Source organism: Sphingomonas hylomeconis, from assembly GCF_025370105.1.
Taxonomy (GTDB): Bacteria; Pseudomonadota; Alphaproteobacteria; order Sphingomonadales; family Sphingomonadaceae; genus Sphingomonas; species Sphingomonas hylomeconis.
The window spans coordinates 46,616-63,405 of sequence record NZ_JANQBK010000005.1; the positions used below are offsets into that span (position 1 = coordinate 46,616).

Annotated in this window: 18 protein-coding genes; 12 read left to right on the plus strand and 6 right to left on the minus strand. The window is 66.8% G+C overall.

Annotation, left to right across the window (positions count from 1 at the left end; genetic code table 11):
- Window positions 1-21: 21 nt before the first annotated feature.
- Together NV401_RS09190 and guaB are read right to left on the minus strand one after the other, a co-directional pair.
- Entirely contained in the window at window positions 22-1,197 is a 1,176-nt protein-coding gene (locus tag NV401_RS09190; protein ID WP_261294119.1) for an RsmB/NOP family class I SAM-dependent RNA methyltransferase, read from the minus strand.
- Window positions 1,198-1,409: 212 nt separating this feature from the next.
- Complete coding sequence (gene guaB / locus NV401_RS09195) at window positions 1,410-2,867, minus strand: IMP dehydrogenase (protein WP_261294120.1); 1,458 nt, start codon at window positions 2,865-2,867, stop codon at window positions 1,410-1,412.
- A gap of 148 nt (window positions 2,868-3,015) precedes the next feature.
- On the opposite strand from guaB, the gene NV401_RS09200 reads away from it, so the two are divergent.
- Together NV401_RS09200 and NV401_RS09205 are read left to right on the plus strand one after the other, a co-directional pair.
- Window positions 3,016-3,993 carry an SPFH domain-containing protein gene (locus NV401_RS09200; RefSeq protein ID WP_261294121.1) on the plus strand — a complete coding sequence of 326 codons (978 nt, stop codon included), beginning with the start codon at window positions 3,016-3,018 and terminating at the stop codon, window positions 3,991-3,993.
- Window positions 3,990-4,451, plus strand: a complete 462-nt coding sequence (locus NV401_RS09205) for an NfeD family protein (protein WP_261294122.1) — start codon at window positions 3,990-3,992, stop codon at window positions 4,449-4,451. Before NV401_RS09200 ends, NV401_RS09205 begins: the two co-directional genes overlap by 4 nt.
- A 60-nt stretch (window positions 4,452-4,511) precedes the next feature.
- Here NV401_RS09205 and NV401_RS09210 read toward each other — a convergent pair whose 3' ends face one another.
- The gene (locus NV401_RS09210) at window positions 4,512-6,119 is read right to left on the minus strand and encodes a phosphoenolpyruvate carboxykinase (protein ID WP_380816825.1); all 1,608 of its coding nucleotides are present in this window, start codon (window positions 6,117-6,119) and stop codon (window positions 4,512-4,514) included.
- Between the two features lie 211 nt (window positions 6,120-6,330).
- On the opposite strand from NV401_RS09210, the gene NV401_RS09215 reads away from it, so the two are divergent.
- The 9 genes from NV401_RS09215 to NV401_RS09255 all read left to right on the plus strand — a co-directional run bounded on the left by NV401_RS09215 (window position 6,331) and on the right by NV401_RS09255 (window position 12,067).
- The gene (locus NV401_RS09215; RefSeq protein WP_261294124.1) at window positions 6,331-7,038 is read left to right on the plus strand and encodes a response regulator transcription factor; all 708 of its coding nucleotides are present in this window, start codon (window positions 6,331-6,333) and stop codon (window positions 7,036-7,038) included.
- The gene (locus tag NV401_RS09220) at window positions 7,035-8,594 is read left to right on the plus strand and encodes a sensor histidine kinase (protein ID WP_261294125.1); all 1,560 of its coding nucleotides are present in this window, start codon (window positions 7,035-7,037) and stop codon (window positions 8,592-8,594) included. Before NV401_RS09215 ends, NV401_RS09220 begins: the two co-directional genes overlap by 4 nt.
- Window positions 8,591-9,022 carry an HPr kinase/phosphorylase gene (locus tag NV401_RS09225; protein ID WP_261294126.1) on the plus strand — a complete coding sequence of 144 codons (432 nt, stop codon included), beginning with the start codon at window positions 8,591-8,593 and terminating at the stop codon, window positions 9,020-9,022. Before NV401_RS09220 ends, NV401_RS09225 begins: the two co-directional genes overlap by 4 nt.
- A complete protein-coding gene (rapZ, locus tag NV401_RS09230; RefSeq protein ID WP_261294127.1) occupies window positions 9,022-9,957 on the plus strand; it encodes an RNase adapter RapZ in 936 nt (311 codons plus the stop codon). Before NV401_RS09225 ends, rapZ begins: the two co-directional genes overlap by 1 nt.
- On the plus strand, window positions 9,957-10,364 hold the full coding sequence (locus NV401_RS09235; protein ID WP_261294128.1) for a PTS sugar transporter subunit IIA: 408 nt from the start codon (window positions 9,957-9,959) through the stop codon (window positions 10,362-10,364). Before rapZ ends, NV401_RS09235 begins: the two co-directional genes overlap by 1 nt.
- The gene (locus NV401_RS09240) at window positions 10,364-10,636 is read left to right on the plus strand and encodes an HPr family phosphocarrier protein (protein ID WP_261294129.1); all 273 of its coding nucleotides are present in this window, start codon (window positions 10,364-10,366) and stop codon (window positions 10,634-10,636) included. The genes NV401_RS09235 and NV401_RS09240 overlap by 1 nt, the downstream gene beginning before the upstream one ends.
- Window positions 10,637-10,641: 5 nt before the next feature.
- Window positions 10,642-11,442 (plus strand): TrmH family RNA methyltransferase, encoded by an 801-nt coding sequence (locus NV401_RS09245; RefSeq protein WP_261294130.1) that lies wholly within the window; start codon window positions 10,642-10,644, stop codon window positions 11,440-11,442.
- Between the two features lie 73 nt (window positions 11,443-11,515).
- Complete coding sequence (locus tag NV401_RS09250) at window positions 11,516-11,767, plus strand: type II toxin-antitoxin system ParD family antitoxin (protein ID WP_261294131.1); 252 nt, start codon at window positions 11,516-11,518, stop codon at window positions 11,765-11,767.
- Window positions 11,768-11,833: 66 nt separating this feature from the next.
- Window positions 11,834-12,067, plus strand: a complete 234-nt coding sequence (locus tag NV401_RS09255) for a type II toxin-antitoxin system RelE/ParE family toxin (RefSeq protein ID WP_261294132.1) — start codon at window positions 11,834-11,836, stop codon at window positions 12,065-12,067.
- 7 nt (window positions 12,068-12,074) lie between these two features.
- On the opposite strand, the gene rmuC is transcribed toward NV401_RS09255, so the two are convergent.
- Window positions 12,075-13,526, minus strand: a complete 1,452-nt coding sequence (gene rmuC, locus NV401_RS09260; protein WP_261294133.1) for a DNA recombination protein RmuC — start codon at window positions 13,524-13,526, stop codon at window positions 12,075-12,077.
- 199 nt (window positions 13,527-13,725) lie between these two features.
- On the opposite strand from rmuC, the gene NV401_RS09265 reads away from it, so the two are divergent.
- Entirely contained in the window at window positions 13,726-15,390 is a 1,665-nt protein-coding gene (locus NV401_RS09265) for a formate--tetrahydrofolate ligase (protein WP_261294134.1), read from the plus strand.
- Between the two features lie 180 nt (window positions 15,391-15,570).
- Here NV401_RS09265 and def read toward each other — a convergent pair whose 3' ends face one another.
- Both def and recR read right to left on the minus strand, forming a co-directional pair.
- Window positions 15,571-16,098: a peptide deformylase gene (gene def, locus NV401_RS09270; protein ID WP_261294135.1), complete on the minus strand. Its 528-nt coding sequence runs from the start codon at window positions 16,096-16,098 to the stop codon at window positions 15,571-15,573.
- Window positions 16,099-16,190: 92 nt separating this feature from the next.
- The gene (recR, locus tag NV401_RS09275; protein WP_261294136.1) at window positions 16,191-16,787 is read right to left on the minus strand and encodes a recombination mediator RecR; all 597 of its coding nucleotides are present in this window, start codon (window positions 16,785-16,787) and stop codon (window positions 16,191-16,193) included.
- Between the last annotated feature and the right edge of the window lie 3 nt (window positions 16,788-16,790).

Genomic DNA, 16,790 nt, shown 5'->3' on the forward strand with positions numbered 1-16,790 from the left:
GGGTGGGCACGGTGGCTGTGGCTAGCATGGCCGCAGGAGGCGCGCGACAAAAAATCCGTCGGTGGCGTCACGCGCTGGCGTCAGCCGCACGCCGCCGCCATGCGCCCGGCCGGCGGGGAGATCGAGGCCCTCGACCTGCCAGCCGGGATGCGCGGTCAGGAAGGCCGACACCTGCCCTGCCCCTTCCTCGTCGAGTAGTGAGCAGACGATATAGACCAGCGCCCCGCCCGGCTTGACCAAATTGGCGCCGATCTCGAGCACATGCGCCTGCGTCGTCGCCAGCCGCTCGATCCGGTCCGGCGTCAGCCGCCAGCGCGCCTCGGGGTTGCGCCGCCACGTGCCGGTGCCCGAGCAGGGCGCGTCGATCAGCACGACATCCGCGCTGTCGTTCCAGTCGGCCAGTAGCTCGGCTTCGCGACCGGGATTGAGCAGCCGCGTTTCGACGATGGTCGCGCCGGCGCGTGCCGCACGCGGCGTGAGGCGCGACAGGCGTGCGCGATCGGTATCGGTGGCGAGCAGCACGCCCTGGTCCTGCATCGCCGCGGCGAGCGCGAGCGTCTTGCCGCCGGCGCCGGCGCACAGATCGACGATGCGCTGCCCCGGCTGCGCGCGCGCGGCGAGCGCGACGATCTGGCTGCCGGCGTCCTGGACCTCGATCGCGCCGTCCTTGAACGCATCGAGCTGCTCGATGCTGGTGCCCGAGGGCAGCCGACGCGCGTCCGGCAGGCCGGCGATCGGCGCGGCGCCGTCGATCGGTGCCGGCGTGGCGACCAGCGTGTTGATGCGGATGTCGAGCGGGGCGCGGTCGATCAGCGCGGGCAGCTCGTCGGCGCCGATCCCGGACTCGGTAAGCTTGGTGACGATCCACGCGGGCGCGATGCCCGGCGCGGCGGCGGCTTCCTTGTCGCCGATCGCCGCCGGCGCGTGCGTCGAGCCGTCGAACAAAGCGGCGATCTCGGGATCGGTCGCGGCCAGCGCCAGCATCGCCGCGCGGCCGCTCTTCGGCCGTTCGCCGAGCATGCGGATCGCACGATAGACCAGCTCGCGCACCGCGCGGCGATCCTTGCTCCCGGCATAGCGGCGCTGCGCGAAATATTTGGCGATGATCGTGTCCGCCGCCGCCCCCTGATCGCGCGCGGCGATGACGATGGCGTCGAGCAGGTCGATCGCGGCCTGGATACGGGCGGAGGGGGTCATGTCATTTTCCTGACGTGGTCGGGTCGGTGAGCGGCAGGACCGACAAACAATACGTCACCCCGGACATGTTCCGGGGTCCACCGCGCCGCAACCAATCGGCCGAGGCTCATGCGGCACAGTGGACCCCGGAACAAGTCCGGGGTGACGATTAAGATAGTCTGCCATCGCGACTGGACCCCGGCCTTCGCCGGGGAAGCGCGGGGGATTTTACGTCAGCGCGTCGGATAGTTCGGCGCTTCGCGCGTGATGGAGACGTCGTGGACATGGCTTTCCATCAGCCCGGCGCCGGTGATCTGCACGAAGCGCGCGCGCTGCTGCAGATCGGGAATGGTGGCCGAGCCGGTATAGCCCATCGCCGCCTTCACGCCGCCGACCAACTGGTGGATCACGTCGCGCGCCGGGCCCTTGAACGCCACCTGGCCCTCGATCCCCTCGGGCACCAGCTTCAACTGATCCTTGATGTCGCCCTGGAAATAGCGATCCGCCGAGCCGCGGCCCATCGCGCCGACCGAGCCCATGCCGCGATACGATTTGTACGCGCGGCCCTGATAGATGAACGTGTCGCCCGGTGCTTCCTCGGTGCCGGCGAGCAACGAGCCGATCATCACGCTCGACGCTCCGCCAGCCAAAGCCTTGGCAATGTCGCCCGAGGTGCGGATGCCGCCATCGGCGATCACCGGCACGCCGCTTTTGGCCGCTTCCGCCGCGCAATCCATCACCGCGGTCAGCTGCGGCACGCCGACGCCGGCGACGATCCGCGTGGTGCAGATCGAGCCTGGCCCGATGCCGACCTTGATCCCGTCCGCACCGGCATCGATCAGCGCGCGCGCCGCCTCGGCCGTGGCGACGTTGCCGGCGATCACCTGGACCGAATTGCTCAGCTTCTTCACCCGCTCCACGGCACGCGCGACATCGCGGTTATGGCCGTGCGCGGTATCGATCACGATCAGGTCGAGTTCGGCATCGACCAGAGCCTCGGTGCGCTCGAAGCCCTTGTCGCCGACCGTGGTCGCGGCGGCGACGCGCAGCCGGCCGCTCTCGTCCTTGGTCGCGTTGGGATAGGTGACCGCCTTTTCGATATCCTTGACCGTGATCAGCCCGACGCAGCGGTAGGAATCGTCGACGACGAGCAGCTTCTCGATCCGGCGCTGGTGCAGCAGGCGGCGCGCCTCGTCCTTGCCCACGCCCGACGAGACGGTGGCGAGATTTTCGTGCGTCATCAGCTCGGACACCGGCTGGAGCGGGTTCTCGGCGAAGCGCACGTCACGGTTGGTGAGGATGCCGACCAGCTTGCCGTCGCTCTCCACCACCGGGATGCCGCTGATGCGGTTGTTGGTCATCAGCGCGCGCGCCTCGGCCAGCGTGGCGCGCGGATGGATCGTGATCGGGTTGACCACCATGCCGCTCTCGAAGCGCTTGACCTGGCGCACCGCGGCGACCTGCTCGTCGATTTCCATGTTGCGGTGAAGCACGCCGATGCCGCCCAATTGCGCCATCACGATCGCCATGTCCGCCTCGGTCACCGTGTCCATCGCCGAGGAGACGATCGGAATGTCGAGCGCGATGCCCCGCGTCAGCTGCGTGCGCGTATTGGCCTGGCTGGGCACGATATCGGATTCGGCCGGATACAGCAGGACATCGTCGAAAGTGAGGCCGAGGCGGATGTCCATGAGAGCCAGTTCCTGCGTGGGGAGAATCGTGGCGTGCCATGTAACCAAGTGGGGGGCATTGCGCTAGGCCGGGTTCGCACGGCGCATTTGGCTAGGTTTGCCCCGCCGATCTGCTAACTTGCCGGCCAGGCTTATGGAGGGGTTGGACATGGCGTTGATCTTGAGTGCGATCGTGGTCGCGTTGGTGCTGTTCTATCTCATGACCAGCATCAAGATCGTGCGGCAAGGCTATCAATATACGATCGAACATTTCGGCCGCTTCACCACCACCGCGCGGCCGGGGTTCAATTTCTACCCCGCCTTTTTCTACCGCGTCGGCCGCAAGATCAACATGATGGAGCAGGTGATCGATATTCCGGGTCAGGAGATCATCACCAAGGACAATGCCATGGTCGCGGTCGACGGCGTGGTGTTCTTCCAGGTGCTCGATGCCGCCAAGGCGGCCTATGAAGTATCCGAACTCTATGTTGCGATCCTGCAGCTGACGACGACCAATTTGCGCACCGTGATGGGGTCGATGGACCTGGACGAGACGCTGTCCAAACGCGACGAGATCAACGCGCGGTTGCTCGCCGTGGTCGATCACGCGACGACCGCCTGGGGGGTCAAGATCACCCGCGTCGAGGTCAAGGACATCCGCCCGCCGGCCGATATCGTCAACGCGATGGGCCGCCAGATGAAGGCCGAGCGCGAGAAGCGCGCCAACATCCTCGAGGCCGAAGGCAGCCGCGCCTCGGAGATCCTGCGCGCCGAGGGGCAGAAGCAGTCGAAGATCCTCGAGGCCGAGGGCCGGCGCGAGGCCGCCTATCGCGACGCCGAGGCCCGCGAGCGCTCGGCCGAGGCGGAGGCCAAGGCGACCGAGCTCGTTTCGGTGGCGATCGAACAGGGCAGCGCGCAATCGCTCAACTATTTCATCGCGCAGAAATATGTCGAGGCGATCGGCAAGTTCGCCACCTCGCCCAATGCCAAGACGATCCTGTTCCCGGTCGAGGCGACGCAGCTGATCGGCACGCTGGGCGGGATCGGCGAGCTCGCCAAGCAGGCGCTGTCGGATGCGCCCACCGCGCCCACGCCCCCTGCCCCGCCGGCGCGCGTGCGCGGGCCGTTCGAGCAGAGCGGCCAGTGACGCTGGGCGGGATCAGCGCTGGCACGCTGTGGCTCGCGCTCGCGCTGCTGCTGGGGCTTGCCGAACTGCTGATCCCCGGCGTGTTTCTGATCTTTCTGGCGGTCGCCGCGGCGATCACCGGCGCGGCGACGCTCGCGCTGCCCGATCTACCGCTCGCCGCGCAGCTCGGCTCGTTCGCGATCTGGAGCGGCGTGACCGTGCTGATCGGCCGCCGCTGGTACCACGACTATCCCGTCGCCACCGCCGATCCGCTGCTCAACGATCGCGCCGCGCGGCTGGTCGGCGAGATTGTCGTGGTGGAGCAGGCGATTGAGGCGGATGGCGGGCGGGTGCGGGTCGGTGACGGCGTGTGGCCGGCACGCGGGCCGGATGCCCCGACCGGCGCGCGGGTGCGCGTGGTGGAAGTAGATCGCGGTGTGCTGGTGGTGGAGCCGATCGCGGCTCTTACGCCCTCCTAACCCAAATCGTAATCCCGGACTTGATCCGGGATGACGACAGTCTGGGGGGCGGCGCCCGCCTTACGCCACCTCCCGGACCTGCGGCGCGGCCTGCCGCACGCCTTCGTCGACATGGTCGGCGAATTGCGCGAAATTCTCCACGAACAGGTCGACCAGCTTCGCCGCGGTGGCGTCATAGGCCGCCTTGTCCGCCCAGGTCTCGCGCGGATCGAGGATCGCGCTGTCGACGCCCGGCACGCTGACCGGCACCTGGAAGCCGAAATTCGGGTCCGTTCGGAACTCGGCGGTATTGAGCGAGCCGTCGAGCGCCGCATTGAGCAGCGCGCGTGTCGCCTTAATCGGCATGCGCTGGCCGATGCCGTATTTGCCGCCGGTCCAGCCGGTATTGACCAGCCAGCAATCCACCCCGCCCTTGGCGATCCGGCTCTTGAGCAGATTGCCGTAGACCGACGGGTGGCGCGGCATGAACGGCGCGCCGAAGCAGGTCGAGAAGGTCGCGTCCGGCTCGGTCACGCCAATCTCGGTGCCGGCGACGCGCGCGGTATAGCCGGACAGGAAGTGATACATCGCCTGGTCCGGGGTCAGCCGGGCGATCGGCGGCAGCACGCCGTACGCGTCGGCGGTGAGCATCACGATGTTGCGCGGCACCGGCCCCATATTGTCCTTGGACGCGTTGGGGATGAAATCGATCGGATAGGCGCCGCGGCTGTTCTCGGCCAGGCTGTTATCCTCGAGATCGAGCGCGCGGGTCACCGGGTCCATCACGACATTCTCGAGCACCGTGCCGAAGCGCTTGGTGGTGGCGAAAATTTCCGGCTCGGCATCGGCCGACAGGCGGATCATCTTGGCGTAGCAACCGCCCTCGAAGTTGAACACCGCGGTGTCCGACCAGCCATGTTCGTCATCGCCGATCAGCGTGCGGCTGGCATCGGCGCTGAGCGTCGTCTTGCCGGTGCCGGACAGGCCAAAAAATACCGCCGTATCGCCGTTGGGGCCGATATTGGCCGAGCAATGCATCGGCATCACCCCGTCGACCGGCAACAGATAATTGAGCAGCCCGAACACGCTCTTCTTCATCTCGCCGGCATATTTGGTGCCGCCGATCAGGATCAGCTTCTCGGTGAAGTTGACCGCGATCACCGTCTGGCTGCGGCAGCCGTGGCGCGCCGGATCGGCCCGGAAGCTCGGCAGGTCGATGATCGTATAGTCCGCCTCGAACCCGCGCAGCTCCGATTCCTGCGGGCGCACCAGCATCGTGCGGATGAACAGGTTGTGCCAGGCAAGCTCGGTGACGACGCGGACGCGGACGCGGTTCTCCGGCTGCGAGCCGCCGAACAGGTCCTGGATATAGAGGTCTTCCTTGTCGCGCAGCGCGGCCATGAAATCGGCCTTGAGCGCGGCGAAATCATCCGGGCTCATGCCCTTGTTGCTCTTGCCCCACCAGACGGCGGACTCGGTTTCGGCATCGCGCACGATGAACTTGTCCTGCGCCGAGCGGCCGGTGTGATCGCCGGTCTCGACGACCAGCGGGCCATCGGCAGAAAGCTTGCCTTCGTTCTTGGCAACCGCCGTCTCGATCAGCCGCGCGGTGACCAAGTTCCAATGCAGATTGGCGCGCGTTTCGATGCCCTGCGCCTCCAGACCACGGTCGCGGATACGATCGCTCAACATGCCTCTCCTAAATGGCGCCGCGGCAATACCGCCGACGCTTGTTTTGCAGAGCGCTTATCGCGCGCGGCCGAACCTTGTCCAGTGGCGCACTTTGCTGCGATTTATCGGACAATATCTCGAAACGTCTGAAAGATGGGCGCAATGTCGCCAGCAGTTGAGCAGTTGCAGCATTTGGCCTAATCCCGAGGCCGGTAAGCAAGGTGATCCAATGACGGCAACGATCGCGCTCGTCGATGACGACCGCAACATCCTGACTTCGGTGTCGATCGCGTTGCAGGCCGAGGGCTTTGTCACCCGGGTCTATTCCGATGGCGAGACCGCGCTCAAGGCGCTGGTCGACAACCCGCCCGATCTGGCGATCTTCGACATCAAGATGCCGCGGATGGACGGGCTCGAGCTACTGCGCCGATTGCGCGAGAAACAGGCGACGCCGGTCATCTTCCTGACCAGCAAGGACGACGAGCTCGACGAGGCGCTGGGCCTGGCGATGGGCGCGGACGATTATATCGCCAAGCCGTTCTCGCAACGCCTGCTGATCGCGCGGATCCGGGCGATCCTGCGGCGTACCGAACTGGTGCAGGCCGGGTCGGCGAGCGCGGAAGAGGTTGCCGCCGGCGAGCTGGTGCGCGGGCGGCTGGCGATGGATACGGCGCGGCACCGCGTGATGTGGGACGGCAAGCCGGTGACCCTGACGGTGACCGAATTCCTGATCCTCGAGACGCTCGCGCAGCGCCCCGGCATCGTCAAGACGCGCAACCAGCTGATGGATGCCGCCTATCAGGACGACATCTATGTCGACGACCGCACGATCGACAGCCATATTAAGCGCGTGCGGCGCAAGTTCCGCCAGAGCGATCCGGAATTCGATGCGATCGAGACGCTGTACGGCGCCGGCTACCGATTTTCCGAGGAATGACCCCTTTCGGGCGCGATGATGACGACCAGCTCGACCTGCGCTGGTCGGGCCGCATTTCGCTCACGCCGCGCATCCTGGCGGTCAACATCTTCGCGCTCGCCCTGCTCGCCGGCGGCTTCTTCTATCTCGATTCCTATCGCAGCCGCATCGTCGACAGCCGCGTCGCGCAATCGGTGAGCGAAGCGCGCCTGGTCGCGGAAGCGCTGCGCTCGGTGGCGCCGGGGCGGCGCGATGCGCTGATGCTGCGGCTCGGCGGCGATACGGGCGCGCGGCTGCGCCTGTACGACGAAAGCGGCATGCTGCTCGCCGATACGCGCGCGCTCGGGTTGCGCAACGTTGTGCTGCGCGATCCCGACAAGCAGGATTGGGGCCAGGGCGCGGCGCGCTTTCTCGATGCGGTGATCGACACGGTCGTCGGTGCGCCGCGCGCGCCCTTGTATCGCGAGCGCGCGGACGGTCTGGCCTGGCCGGATGTCCGCGCGGCGCAGGAAACCGGGGCGATCCCGGCGACGGTGTGGCGTGCGCCCGATCGCACCCCGGTGATCACCGCCGCGGCGGTGGTCCCCGGGCAGGGCACCGTTCTGACGACGAGCAACGCGACCGAGATTACGCAGACGGTGCGCGTCGAGCGGTTCCGGCTGAGCATGGTGCTGCTGATCGTGTCGCTGGTCTCGATCCTGCTCTCGCTGTTTCTTGCGCGGACGATCGTCCGGCCGCTGCGCCGGTTGGCCCGCGCCGCCGTGCGGGTGCGGCTGGGGCGCGCGCGCGAAGTGGTCGTGCCGCGCCTGCCGTCGCGGCGCGACGAACTCGGCATGCTGGCCCGTGCGCTGTCCGACATGAGCCAGGCGCTGCGGGCGCGGATCGACGCGACCGAGGCGTTCGCGGCCGATGTGACGCATGAGATGAAGAACCCGCTGGCCTCGATGCGCTCGGCGATCGAGGGCCTGTCGATGGTGCAGGATCCGGCGCTGCAGGAACGGTTGCTGGCGATCCTGCGCGATGACGTGCACCGGATGGACCGGCTGATCACCGATATCTCCGAAGCGTCGCGGCTCGATGCGCAGCTCAGCCGCGCCAAGTTCGAGCCGGTCGATATCGGTGCGATGATCGCCGGGCTGCTCGATCAGCGCGCGCAGCGCGGGATCGAGCGCGGCATTCGCATGAAGTTCGATCACACCCCCGGCGACTCGCTGGTCGTGATGGGCGAAGGCGCCCGACTCGAGCGGGTGTTCGAGAATCTGATCGACAATGCGGTATCCTTCTCGCCCGATGGCGGGCTGATCACGATCGGCGCGGTGCAGGGCAGCGATCGGGTGACGATCCGCGTGGAGGATGAAGGCCCCGGCGTTCCGGAGGAAGCGCGCGAGCAGGTATTCAGCCGATTCCAGTCGCTTCGGCCGGAAAGCGAAGAGTTCGGCAAGCATTCCGGGCTCGGTCTCGCCATTGCGCGGACCATCGTCGAAGGGCATCAGGGCGACATCTCGGTCGAATCGCGGGAAGACCGATTGAGGGGCGCGCGCTTCGTGGTGAGATTACCGTTGGCGGACCAGAGATGACGGCGACTGCAGGCACCAGCGAAACGCGGCACGTGTCCGCCGTGGCGATCGGCGGCCGCGCGGTGCTGATCGCGGGGCCCTCGGGCGCGGGCAAATCCGATCTCGCGCTGCGCCTGATCGATCGCGGTGCCACGCTGGTGAGCGATGACTATACCGTGCTGAGTCGCGAGGACGACCGGCTCGTCGCGCGCGCGCCGGCGACGATCGCCGGGCAGATCGAAGTGCGCGGGCTCGGCATCGTGTCGCTCGGCCACCTGCCCTGCGCGCCGGTGGCGCTGCTCGTCCGGCTCGACCGGCCGGTCGAGCGGATGCCCGAGCGCGCCGACGAGATGATCGCCGGCGTCGCCATACCGATGATCGCGCTCAGCGGCCTGGAGCCGTCGGCGCCGATCAAGGTCGAACTCGCGCTTGCCGGGACGGGGAACTGATGCCGAAACCGAAGCAAATCCTGCTCGTCACCGGCCTGTCCGGCGCGGGCAAATCGACCGTGCTGCGCACGCTGGAGGATCTCGGCTGGGAAGTGGTCGACAATCTGCCGCTGTTGCTGCTCGATCGCCTGCTCGGCGCGCCCCTGCCGGAGGGGTCGGAGGGCAATAATCAGCCGCTCGCCATCGGCATCGGTGCCCGCACGCGCGATTTCGATCCCGATCGTATCGTCAAGCGGATCAAGACGCTGCGCGAGGATCACGGCCACGATATCGGCACGCTGTTCCTCGATTGCGCGGGATCGGAACTCGAGCGGCGCTATTCCGAGACGCGGCGGCGGCATCCGCTGGCGCTCGATCGGCTTGCCAGCGACGGCATCGCGCGCGAACGCGAACTGCTCGCGCCCTTGCGCCGCTGGGCCAACCGGTTGATCGACACGACCAACCTGACCGCCAACGAACTGGCGCAACAGGTACGCGAGAGCTTCTCCGGCGAAGGCCTTGGCGAGCCGACGCTGTCGATCCTGTCGTTCGGCTTCTCGCGCGGCGTGCCGCGCAACGCCGATCTGGTGTTCGACATGCGCTTTTTGCGCAATCCGCACTGGGTGCCGACGCTGCGGCCGGGCACGGGGATGGACGCCGATGTCTCCGCCTATATCGCTGCGGATCCGGCCTATGAGGCGGCGGTGTCGCAGATCGAATCGCTGCTGCTGCTGTTGCTGCCGCGCTACAAGGCGGAAGGGAAATCCTATGTGACAGTGGCGTTCGGCTGTACCGGCGGGAGACACCGCTCGGTGCACGTGGCCGAACGCGTCGCGAAGCGGTTGCGCGACGCAGCATTTTCGCCCACGGTTCGACACCGCGATCTGGCCGCGGCGCCCCAGGATACGCTGGAAGGTGCCCCGGCCGACGGCCCTGGCAGTGGAATGAAGTTGTAATGATCGGCCTTGTTCTGGTGACGCATGGGCGGCTGGCGGATGAATTCGTCACCGCCATGGAGCATGTCGTGGGCAAACAGGAGCGGGTCGCGACGATCCCGATCGGCCCCGACGACGACATGGAGGCACGCCGCACCGACATCGCCGATGCGATCGCGGCGGTCGATGTCGGCAACGGCGTGATCGTGCTGACAGACCTGTTTGGCGGCACGCCCTCCAATCTGGCCATCTCGCTGATGGAGAAAGGCCGAGTCGAAGTGATTGCCGGGATCAATTTGCCGATGCTGATCCGGCTCGGTTCGGCGCGATCGAAGATGAAGGTCGTCGACGCCGTCGCCGCCGCGCGCGAGGCGGGGCGCAAATATATCACCGTCGCATCCGAAGTGCTCGGGGAGGCAGCCGCCTGATGGCCGTAAAGCGTACCGTGTTGATCACCAACAAGCGTGGATTGCATGCCCGGGCGAGCGCCAAGTTCGTCACGCTCGCCTCGACCCAGGGCATCGAAGTGACGGTCGAGAAGGACGGCGCCGGCTCGGTTACCGGCACCTCGATCATGGGGCTGATGATGCTTGGCGCGGCGATGGGCGATTCGATCGTCATCTCGGCCGATGGCGAGGGCGACGAAGCCGCGGTCGGCGCGCTGTGCGATCTCGTCGAGGCCAAGTTCGGGGAGGATTGAGCCCCGTGCCACGTGAAATCACCGCCTTTTCCAACCCACTGATCAAGCGCATCCGGTCCTTGCGCGAAAAGCGCCACCGCCGCGCCGAGGGCCTGTTCCTCGCCGAGGGACTGCGCATCCTGACCGAGGCGCGCGAGAACGGCCGGATCCCGGAATTCCTGTTCTATTCACGCGAGGGCGCGGCGCATCCGCTGGTCCGCACCTTGATCTTCGATGTCGAAGATAGCGGCGGCCAGGCGATCGAGACGGTGCCCGACATCCTCACCAAGCTTTCGGGCAAGGACAATCCGCAGGCGGTGGTCGGCGTGTTCGCGGCGTTCGATTCGGCGCTGGCGGTGCTCGATCGAACCAGCGCGGACATCTGGCTGGTGGCCGAGCGGCTGCGCGATCCCGGCAATCTTGGCACGATCCTGCGCACCGGCGATGCGGTCGGCGCGGGCGGGCTGATCCTAATCGGCGAGTGCGTCGATCCCTTCTCGATCGAGGCGGTGCGCGCGAGCATGGGCGCGCTGTTCACCGTGCCCGTCGTGCAGACCGAATGGGACGATTTCCTGCCCTGGCTGCGCAGTGGGCCGGGCCAGCTGGTCGGTCTGAGCCTCGACACCGACAACGACTATCGCGCCGCGAAGTATGCCAGCCCGACCTTCCTGCTGACCGGCAACGAGGCGCAGGGCATGCCGCCGGAAATGGCCGCCGAATGCGACCTGCTGGTCAAGCTGCCGATGCTGGGCAAGGCCGACAGCCTCAACGCCGCGGTGGCGACGGCGGTGATGGCCTATGAGGTGCTGGCGCAGCGACGGGGATAGGCTGCGGGCGGTGCTGGAACTGCGCGCCTGCCCTGTGGTATGATCTCCTCCGCCTGAACTGTGGAGACCGCCGATGGACGTTGCGATCGGGGAGCGTTGGCAAAGCTTTGTGACGAATGCCGTCAAGGACGGCAAATTCGCGTCGGCCAGTGACGTGGTGAACGAAGGGCTGCGCCTGGTCGAGGAGCGCGAAGCGAAGTTGCAGGCGTTGCGCGAGACGCTGGCGGCATCGATTGCACGCGGCGGTTCGTATAGCGACGAGGAGGTTGCGGCGTTCATTGCGTCACGACATGAGCGGCGCACCGCCGCAAAGGCTGCGGGATGACGCGGCTGCTGGAGTATCTCGCGTCCGCGCAAGGTAATCTGGAAGCTATCGCCAACTATCTCGAAGATGAAACCGGCAGTGCGAGTCTGCCACGCCGTCACGGAAAGGTTGCGTGCCAAATGCCGGAAACTGGCCGAGTTGCCTGGTTTGCTTGGCACCGAAAGGCCTGAACTCGGGACCGCTCTCCGCAGTACGCCCTGCGAAGGCTATGTGATCTACTTCAAATACGGGGTAGGCGCTTTGCAGGTCATCAGCGTGCTCCACGCCAGCCGGGACGCCGAAGCGCATTTCCACGGCTGATGCCGCATCATTCCACGGCTTCATTTGCCTCTTCGATCAGGATCGGCGCAGCGCCCTGCCGTGCCAGCGTCTCGATCGCCGGCACGTCTTCCAGCTCGCGCGCGCCGGTTTCGATGTTGAGCGCCTTGAACTTGCGCCCGGTGACCATCAGCCGGCCGTTGAACGAATTGCTGAACGCGTTGAAATTGCTCACCGCGCTGTTGAGCCCCGAGCCGACCTTGCGCAGATCGTCCGCCACCTTGGCCAGGCGATCGTGCATTTCCTTGCCGAGCTCGCCGATCTGGCGGGCTTCCTTAGCCAGCTTTTCCTGCCGCCAGACCGCCGCGACGGTACGCGCGATGGCGATCAGGTTGGTCGGTGTCGCCAGCAGCACGCGCTTGTCGAACGCGAAATCCCACAGCGTCGGGTCATGCTCGAGCGCGGCGGAGAGGAAATGCTCGCCGGGCACGAACATGATGACGTAATCGGGCGCATCGGCGAACTGGCTCCAATAGGCCTTGTTGCCGAGGCCGTTGACGTGCGCGCGCATCGCCGCGGCATGGGCGCCGAGCGCGACGACCTTCTCGGCCTCGTCGGCGGCGCCGAACGCATCCTGATAGGCGTTGAGCGACACCTTGGCGTCGATCACGAGTGATTGCCCGCCGGGGATGTTGATGATCACGTCGGGGCGCAGCCGCCCGCCATCCTCGCCGGCGACGCTGACCTCGGTCTGGAAATCGGCATGTTCGGAGAGACCGCAGCTCTCGAGCACGTTCTTCAACTGTTGCTCGCCCCAGCGGCCGCGCGACTTGGGCGCGTTGCGCAGTGAATTGACCAGCTTGGCGGCCTCGGTCGAGACCTTTTCCTGGCCGATGCGCATCTGTTCGATCTGGCCCTTGAGTTCGCTGAACGCCCCTTTGCGCTCGCTCTCGACCTTGCTGACCGCTTCCTCATATTTGAGCAGACGATCGCTGACCGGCTGGAGCATCGACTTGAGGTTCTGCCCCGCCGTCTCCTCGGACTGTTTGAAGCGCTCGTCGGCGCGGCGGAGAAAGATTTCCTGCGCGTCGTTCAGCAGCTTGTTCGACACTTCGGAGAATTGCGTGGCAAGCAGGTCCTTGGCGTGGAGCAGTTCGGCAATGCGCGTCTCATAGGTTTCGTTGACCATCGCGCGGCGCGCTTCCTCGGTCTGGCGCATTTCGGCGAGGCGGCTTTCGAACGCCGAAGTGTGCGTCTTGAGCGCGGTATTCTCGAGCCGGGCGACGTCGCGTTCGTTGCGGATCACGTCGAGCTGGTCGCGCAGGAAGGCGGCAGCCTTGCCGCGCTCCTCGGCGGCAGCGAGCTCGGTGATCGCGCGCTTGAACTCCTCGGTGCGCGCATCGCGCTCGGCGCGGGCCTGCGCGGCGGGGCGGCTGCCCAGCAGCCAGCCGAGCGCGAGCCCCAGAATCACCGCGATCAACGCGACGAGCATAATTTCCATCACAACGCCCCACCGACACTACTGACTGGTACCGCGCGTCCCCCCGAACCGCCCTTCCCCCGCGCGGCGCGGGGTCGAGGGGTGGCATTCCGGTTCACGCGGCCTGTGCTGGGAACATAGATTGAACACCCCGCGCAGGACAGAGAGAAAATCACCGCTTCGGCTTGCGGCAGCGTCGGGCGGGCTTAGGACGGCGCGCATGCTGACCGACATCGCCATCTCGCGCGCCGCCACGCTCCAGCCGATCTCGCAGATCGCAGCGAAACTCGATATCCCGCCCGAAGCGGTTGAGCCCTATGGACATTTCAAGGCCAAGATCGATCTGGCGCGGGTTCCGGCGACGGGCCGTCAGGGCAAATTGATCCTCGTCACCGCGATCAACCCGACGCCGGCGGGCGAAGGCAAATCGACCACCTCGGTCGGGCTGGCCGATGCGCTCAACCTGATCGCCCGCCGCACCATATTGTGCCTGCGCGAACCCTCGCTCGGGCCCTGCTTCGGCACCAAGGGCGGCGCGGCGGGCGGCGGCTATGCGCAGGTCGCGCCAATGGAGGATATCAACCTCCATTTCACCGGCGATTTCCATGCCATCACCTCGGCGCACAATCTGCTCGCGGCGATGATCGACAACCATGTTCATTGGGGCAATGCGCTCGATATCGACGTGCGGCGGATCGTGTGGCGGCGCGTGCTCGACATGAACGATCGCGCGCTGCGCGATATCGCGCAGTCGCTCGGCGGCCCGGCCAATGGCTATCCCCGGGAGAGCGGCTTCGACATCACGGTGGCCTCGGAAGTGATGGCGATCCTGTGCCTCGCCGACGGGCTGGAGGATCTTGAGGCGCGGCTCGGGCGGATCGTCGTCGCCTATACGCGGGACCGCCGCCCCGTCACGGCGCGCGACCTCAAGGCCGATGGTGCGATGGCGGTGCTGCTGGCGCAGGCGATCAAGCCCAATCTGGTGCAGACGCTGGAGGGCAATCCGGCCTTCGTCCATGGCGGGCCGTTCGCCAATATCGCGCATGGCTGCAATTCGGTGATCGCCACGCGCACTGCGCTGGCGCTGGGCGACTATGTCGTGACCGAAGCGGGGTTCGGCGCGGATCTCGGCGCGGAGAAGTTCTTCGACATCAAGTGCCGGCAATCGGGGCTCAAGCCCGCAGCCGCCGTGATCGTCGCGACGGTGCGTGCGCTGAAGATGAACGGCGGCGTCGCCAAGGCTGATCTCGGGCCGGCGGATGCGGACGCGGTGCGGCGCGGCGGCGTCAATCTCGCGCGGCATATCGAGAACGTGCGGATGTTCGGCGTGCCGGTGGTGGTGGCGATCAACCGCTTCGATGGTGACAGCGACGCGGAACTGGACGTGATCCGCGAGATCGCCGCGGCGCAGGGCGCGGAGGCGGTGCTGTGCACGCATTGGGCGGACGGTGGTGCTGGCGCGGCGGCGCTGGCGGAGAAGGTCGCCGAGTTGTGTGATACCGCAAGCCCGCAATTCGCGCCGCTGTATGACGATGGCCTGTCGCTGTTCGAGAAGATCAACACGGTGGCGACGCGGATCTATCGCGCGGAGGAGGCGATTGCCGAGCCTTCGGTACATGCGCAGTTGAAGCGCTGGGAGGATGCCGGGTTCGGGCATCTGCCGATCTGCATGGCCAAGACGCAGTATAGCTTCTCCACCGACCCGGCCAAGCTCGGCGCGCCGACGCACCATGTCGTGCCGGTGCGCGAGGTACGACTGAGCGCCGGCGCGGGGTTCGTGGTGGCGATCTGCGGCGAGGTGATGACCATGCCGGGCCTGCCCCGCGTGCCGGCGGCCGAGGGGATCCGGCTGGGCGCGGACGGCGAGATCGAGGGGCTGTTCTAGCGTTTTCGCTGGCCGGTCATGCGGCGTTACCTCACCGCTATCGGCTTCGGTCCTATCCTTGTTCCCCCGCGAAAGCGGGGGCCCAGGGCCACATGTGCTGTCAGTTGCAACCCTGGGCTCCCGCGTTCGCGGGAGAACGGAAGGGTCTGTGTCCGTTGTAGCAGGCGGGCAGCCCCGCCCTCAGCCCTTGCGCTGCTTGGTCAGTTTCTTGAGCAGCATGTCGCGCTTCAGTTTCGAGATATGATCGATGAACAGCACGCCGTTGAGATGGTCGATCTCGTGCTGGATCGCGGTCGCCATCAGGCCGTCGAAATCGTCCTCGTGGCCCGCACCCTGCTCGTCGAGCCATTTCAGCCGGCAGCGCGCCGGGCGCTGGACGTCGGCATATTGCTCGGGGATCGACAAGCAGCCTTCGCTGTAGCTCGACAATTCCTCACTGACCGAGACGATCTCGGGATTGACGAAGACATGCGGGCGGCGGACGGGCTTGGCGTCCTCCGCGTCCGATTCCGGCTCCTGCAGGTCGATCGTGACGATGCGCTGCTCGATCGCCACCTGCGTCGCGGCAAGGCCGATGCCACGCGCGTCGTACATCGTGTCGAACATGTCGGCGACGATCTTCTTCACCGCATCGTCGACCGTGTCGACGGGTTTGGCGACGGCGCGGAGGCCGGGATGCGGGACTTCGAGGATTTCAAGGACAGCCATGGGTGCGAGCTAGGAAAGGCAAGCGTGAACGTCAAGTTGCCTTCTGCGCCGCGCCGCCGCGCTACCCCGTGCCGCGGCGGTTTCGGCGCGGGTCAGGCGACCGGGCGGCGGGCCCTGAGCGCCTGGGCGAGCGTGCCTTCGTCGAGATAATCGAGCTCGCCGCCGACCGGCAGGCCGTGCGCCGGTTGCGTAACGCGGATCGGGAAGCGCTCGATCCGGTCGGCGATATAGTGCGCGGTGGTCTGGCCCTCGAGCGTCGCGTTCATCGCCAGCACGACCTCGTCGATCCCGCCCGCCTCGATGCGGCGGACGAGCGAATCGATCGTCAGATCCTCCGGCCGGATGCCTTCCAGCGCCGACAGGCGGCCGCCGAGCACATGGAAGCGGCCGGGGAACAGCCGCGAGCGATCGAGCGCCCAAAGATCGGCGACCTCCTCCACGACGCACAAGGCGCGCGCGTCGCGGCGCGGATCGGCACAGATGCCGCATGGGTTGGTCGTATCGATATTGCCGCAAATTCCGCAGGTTGAGAGCGTTTCATCGACGGCGTTGAGAGCATCGAGCAGCGGCCCTAGCGCGGTTTCCCGCTTCTTGAGCAGGTGCAGCACGGCACGGCGCGCCGATCGCGGGCCGAGGCCGGGGAGTCGGGCCAGCGCTTGCGTGAGCGCGTCGATCTGTGGGGAGGCCATAAG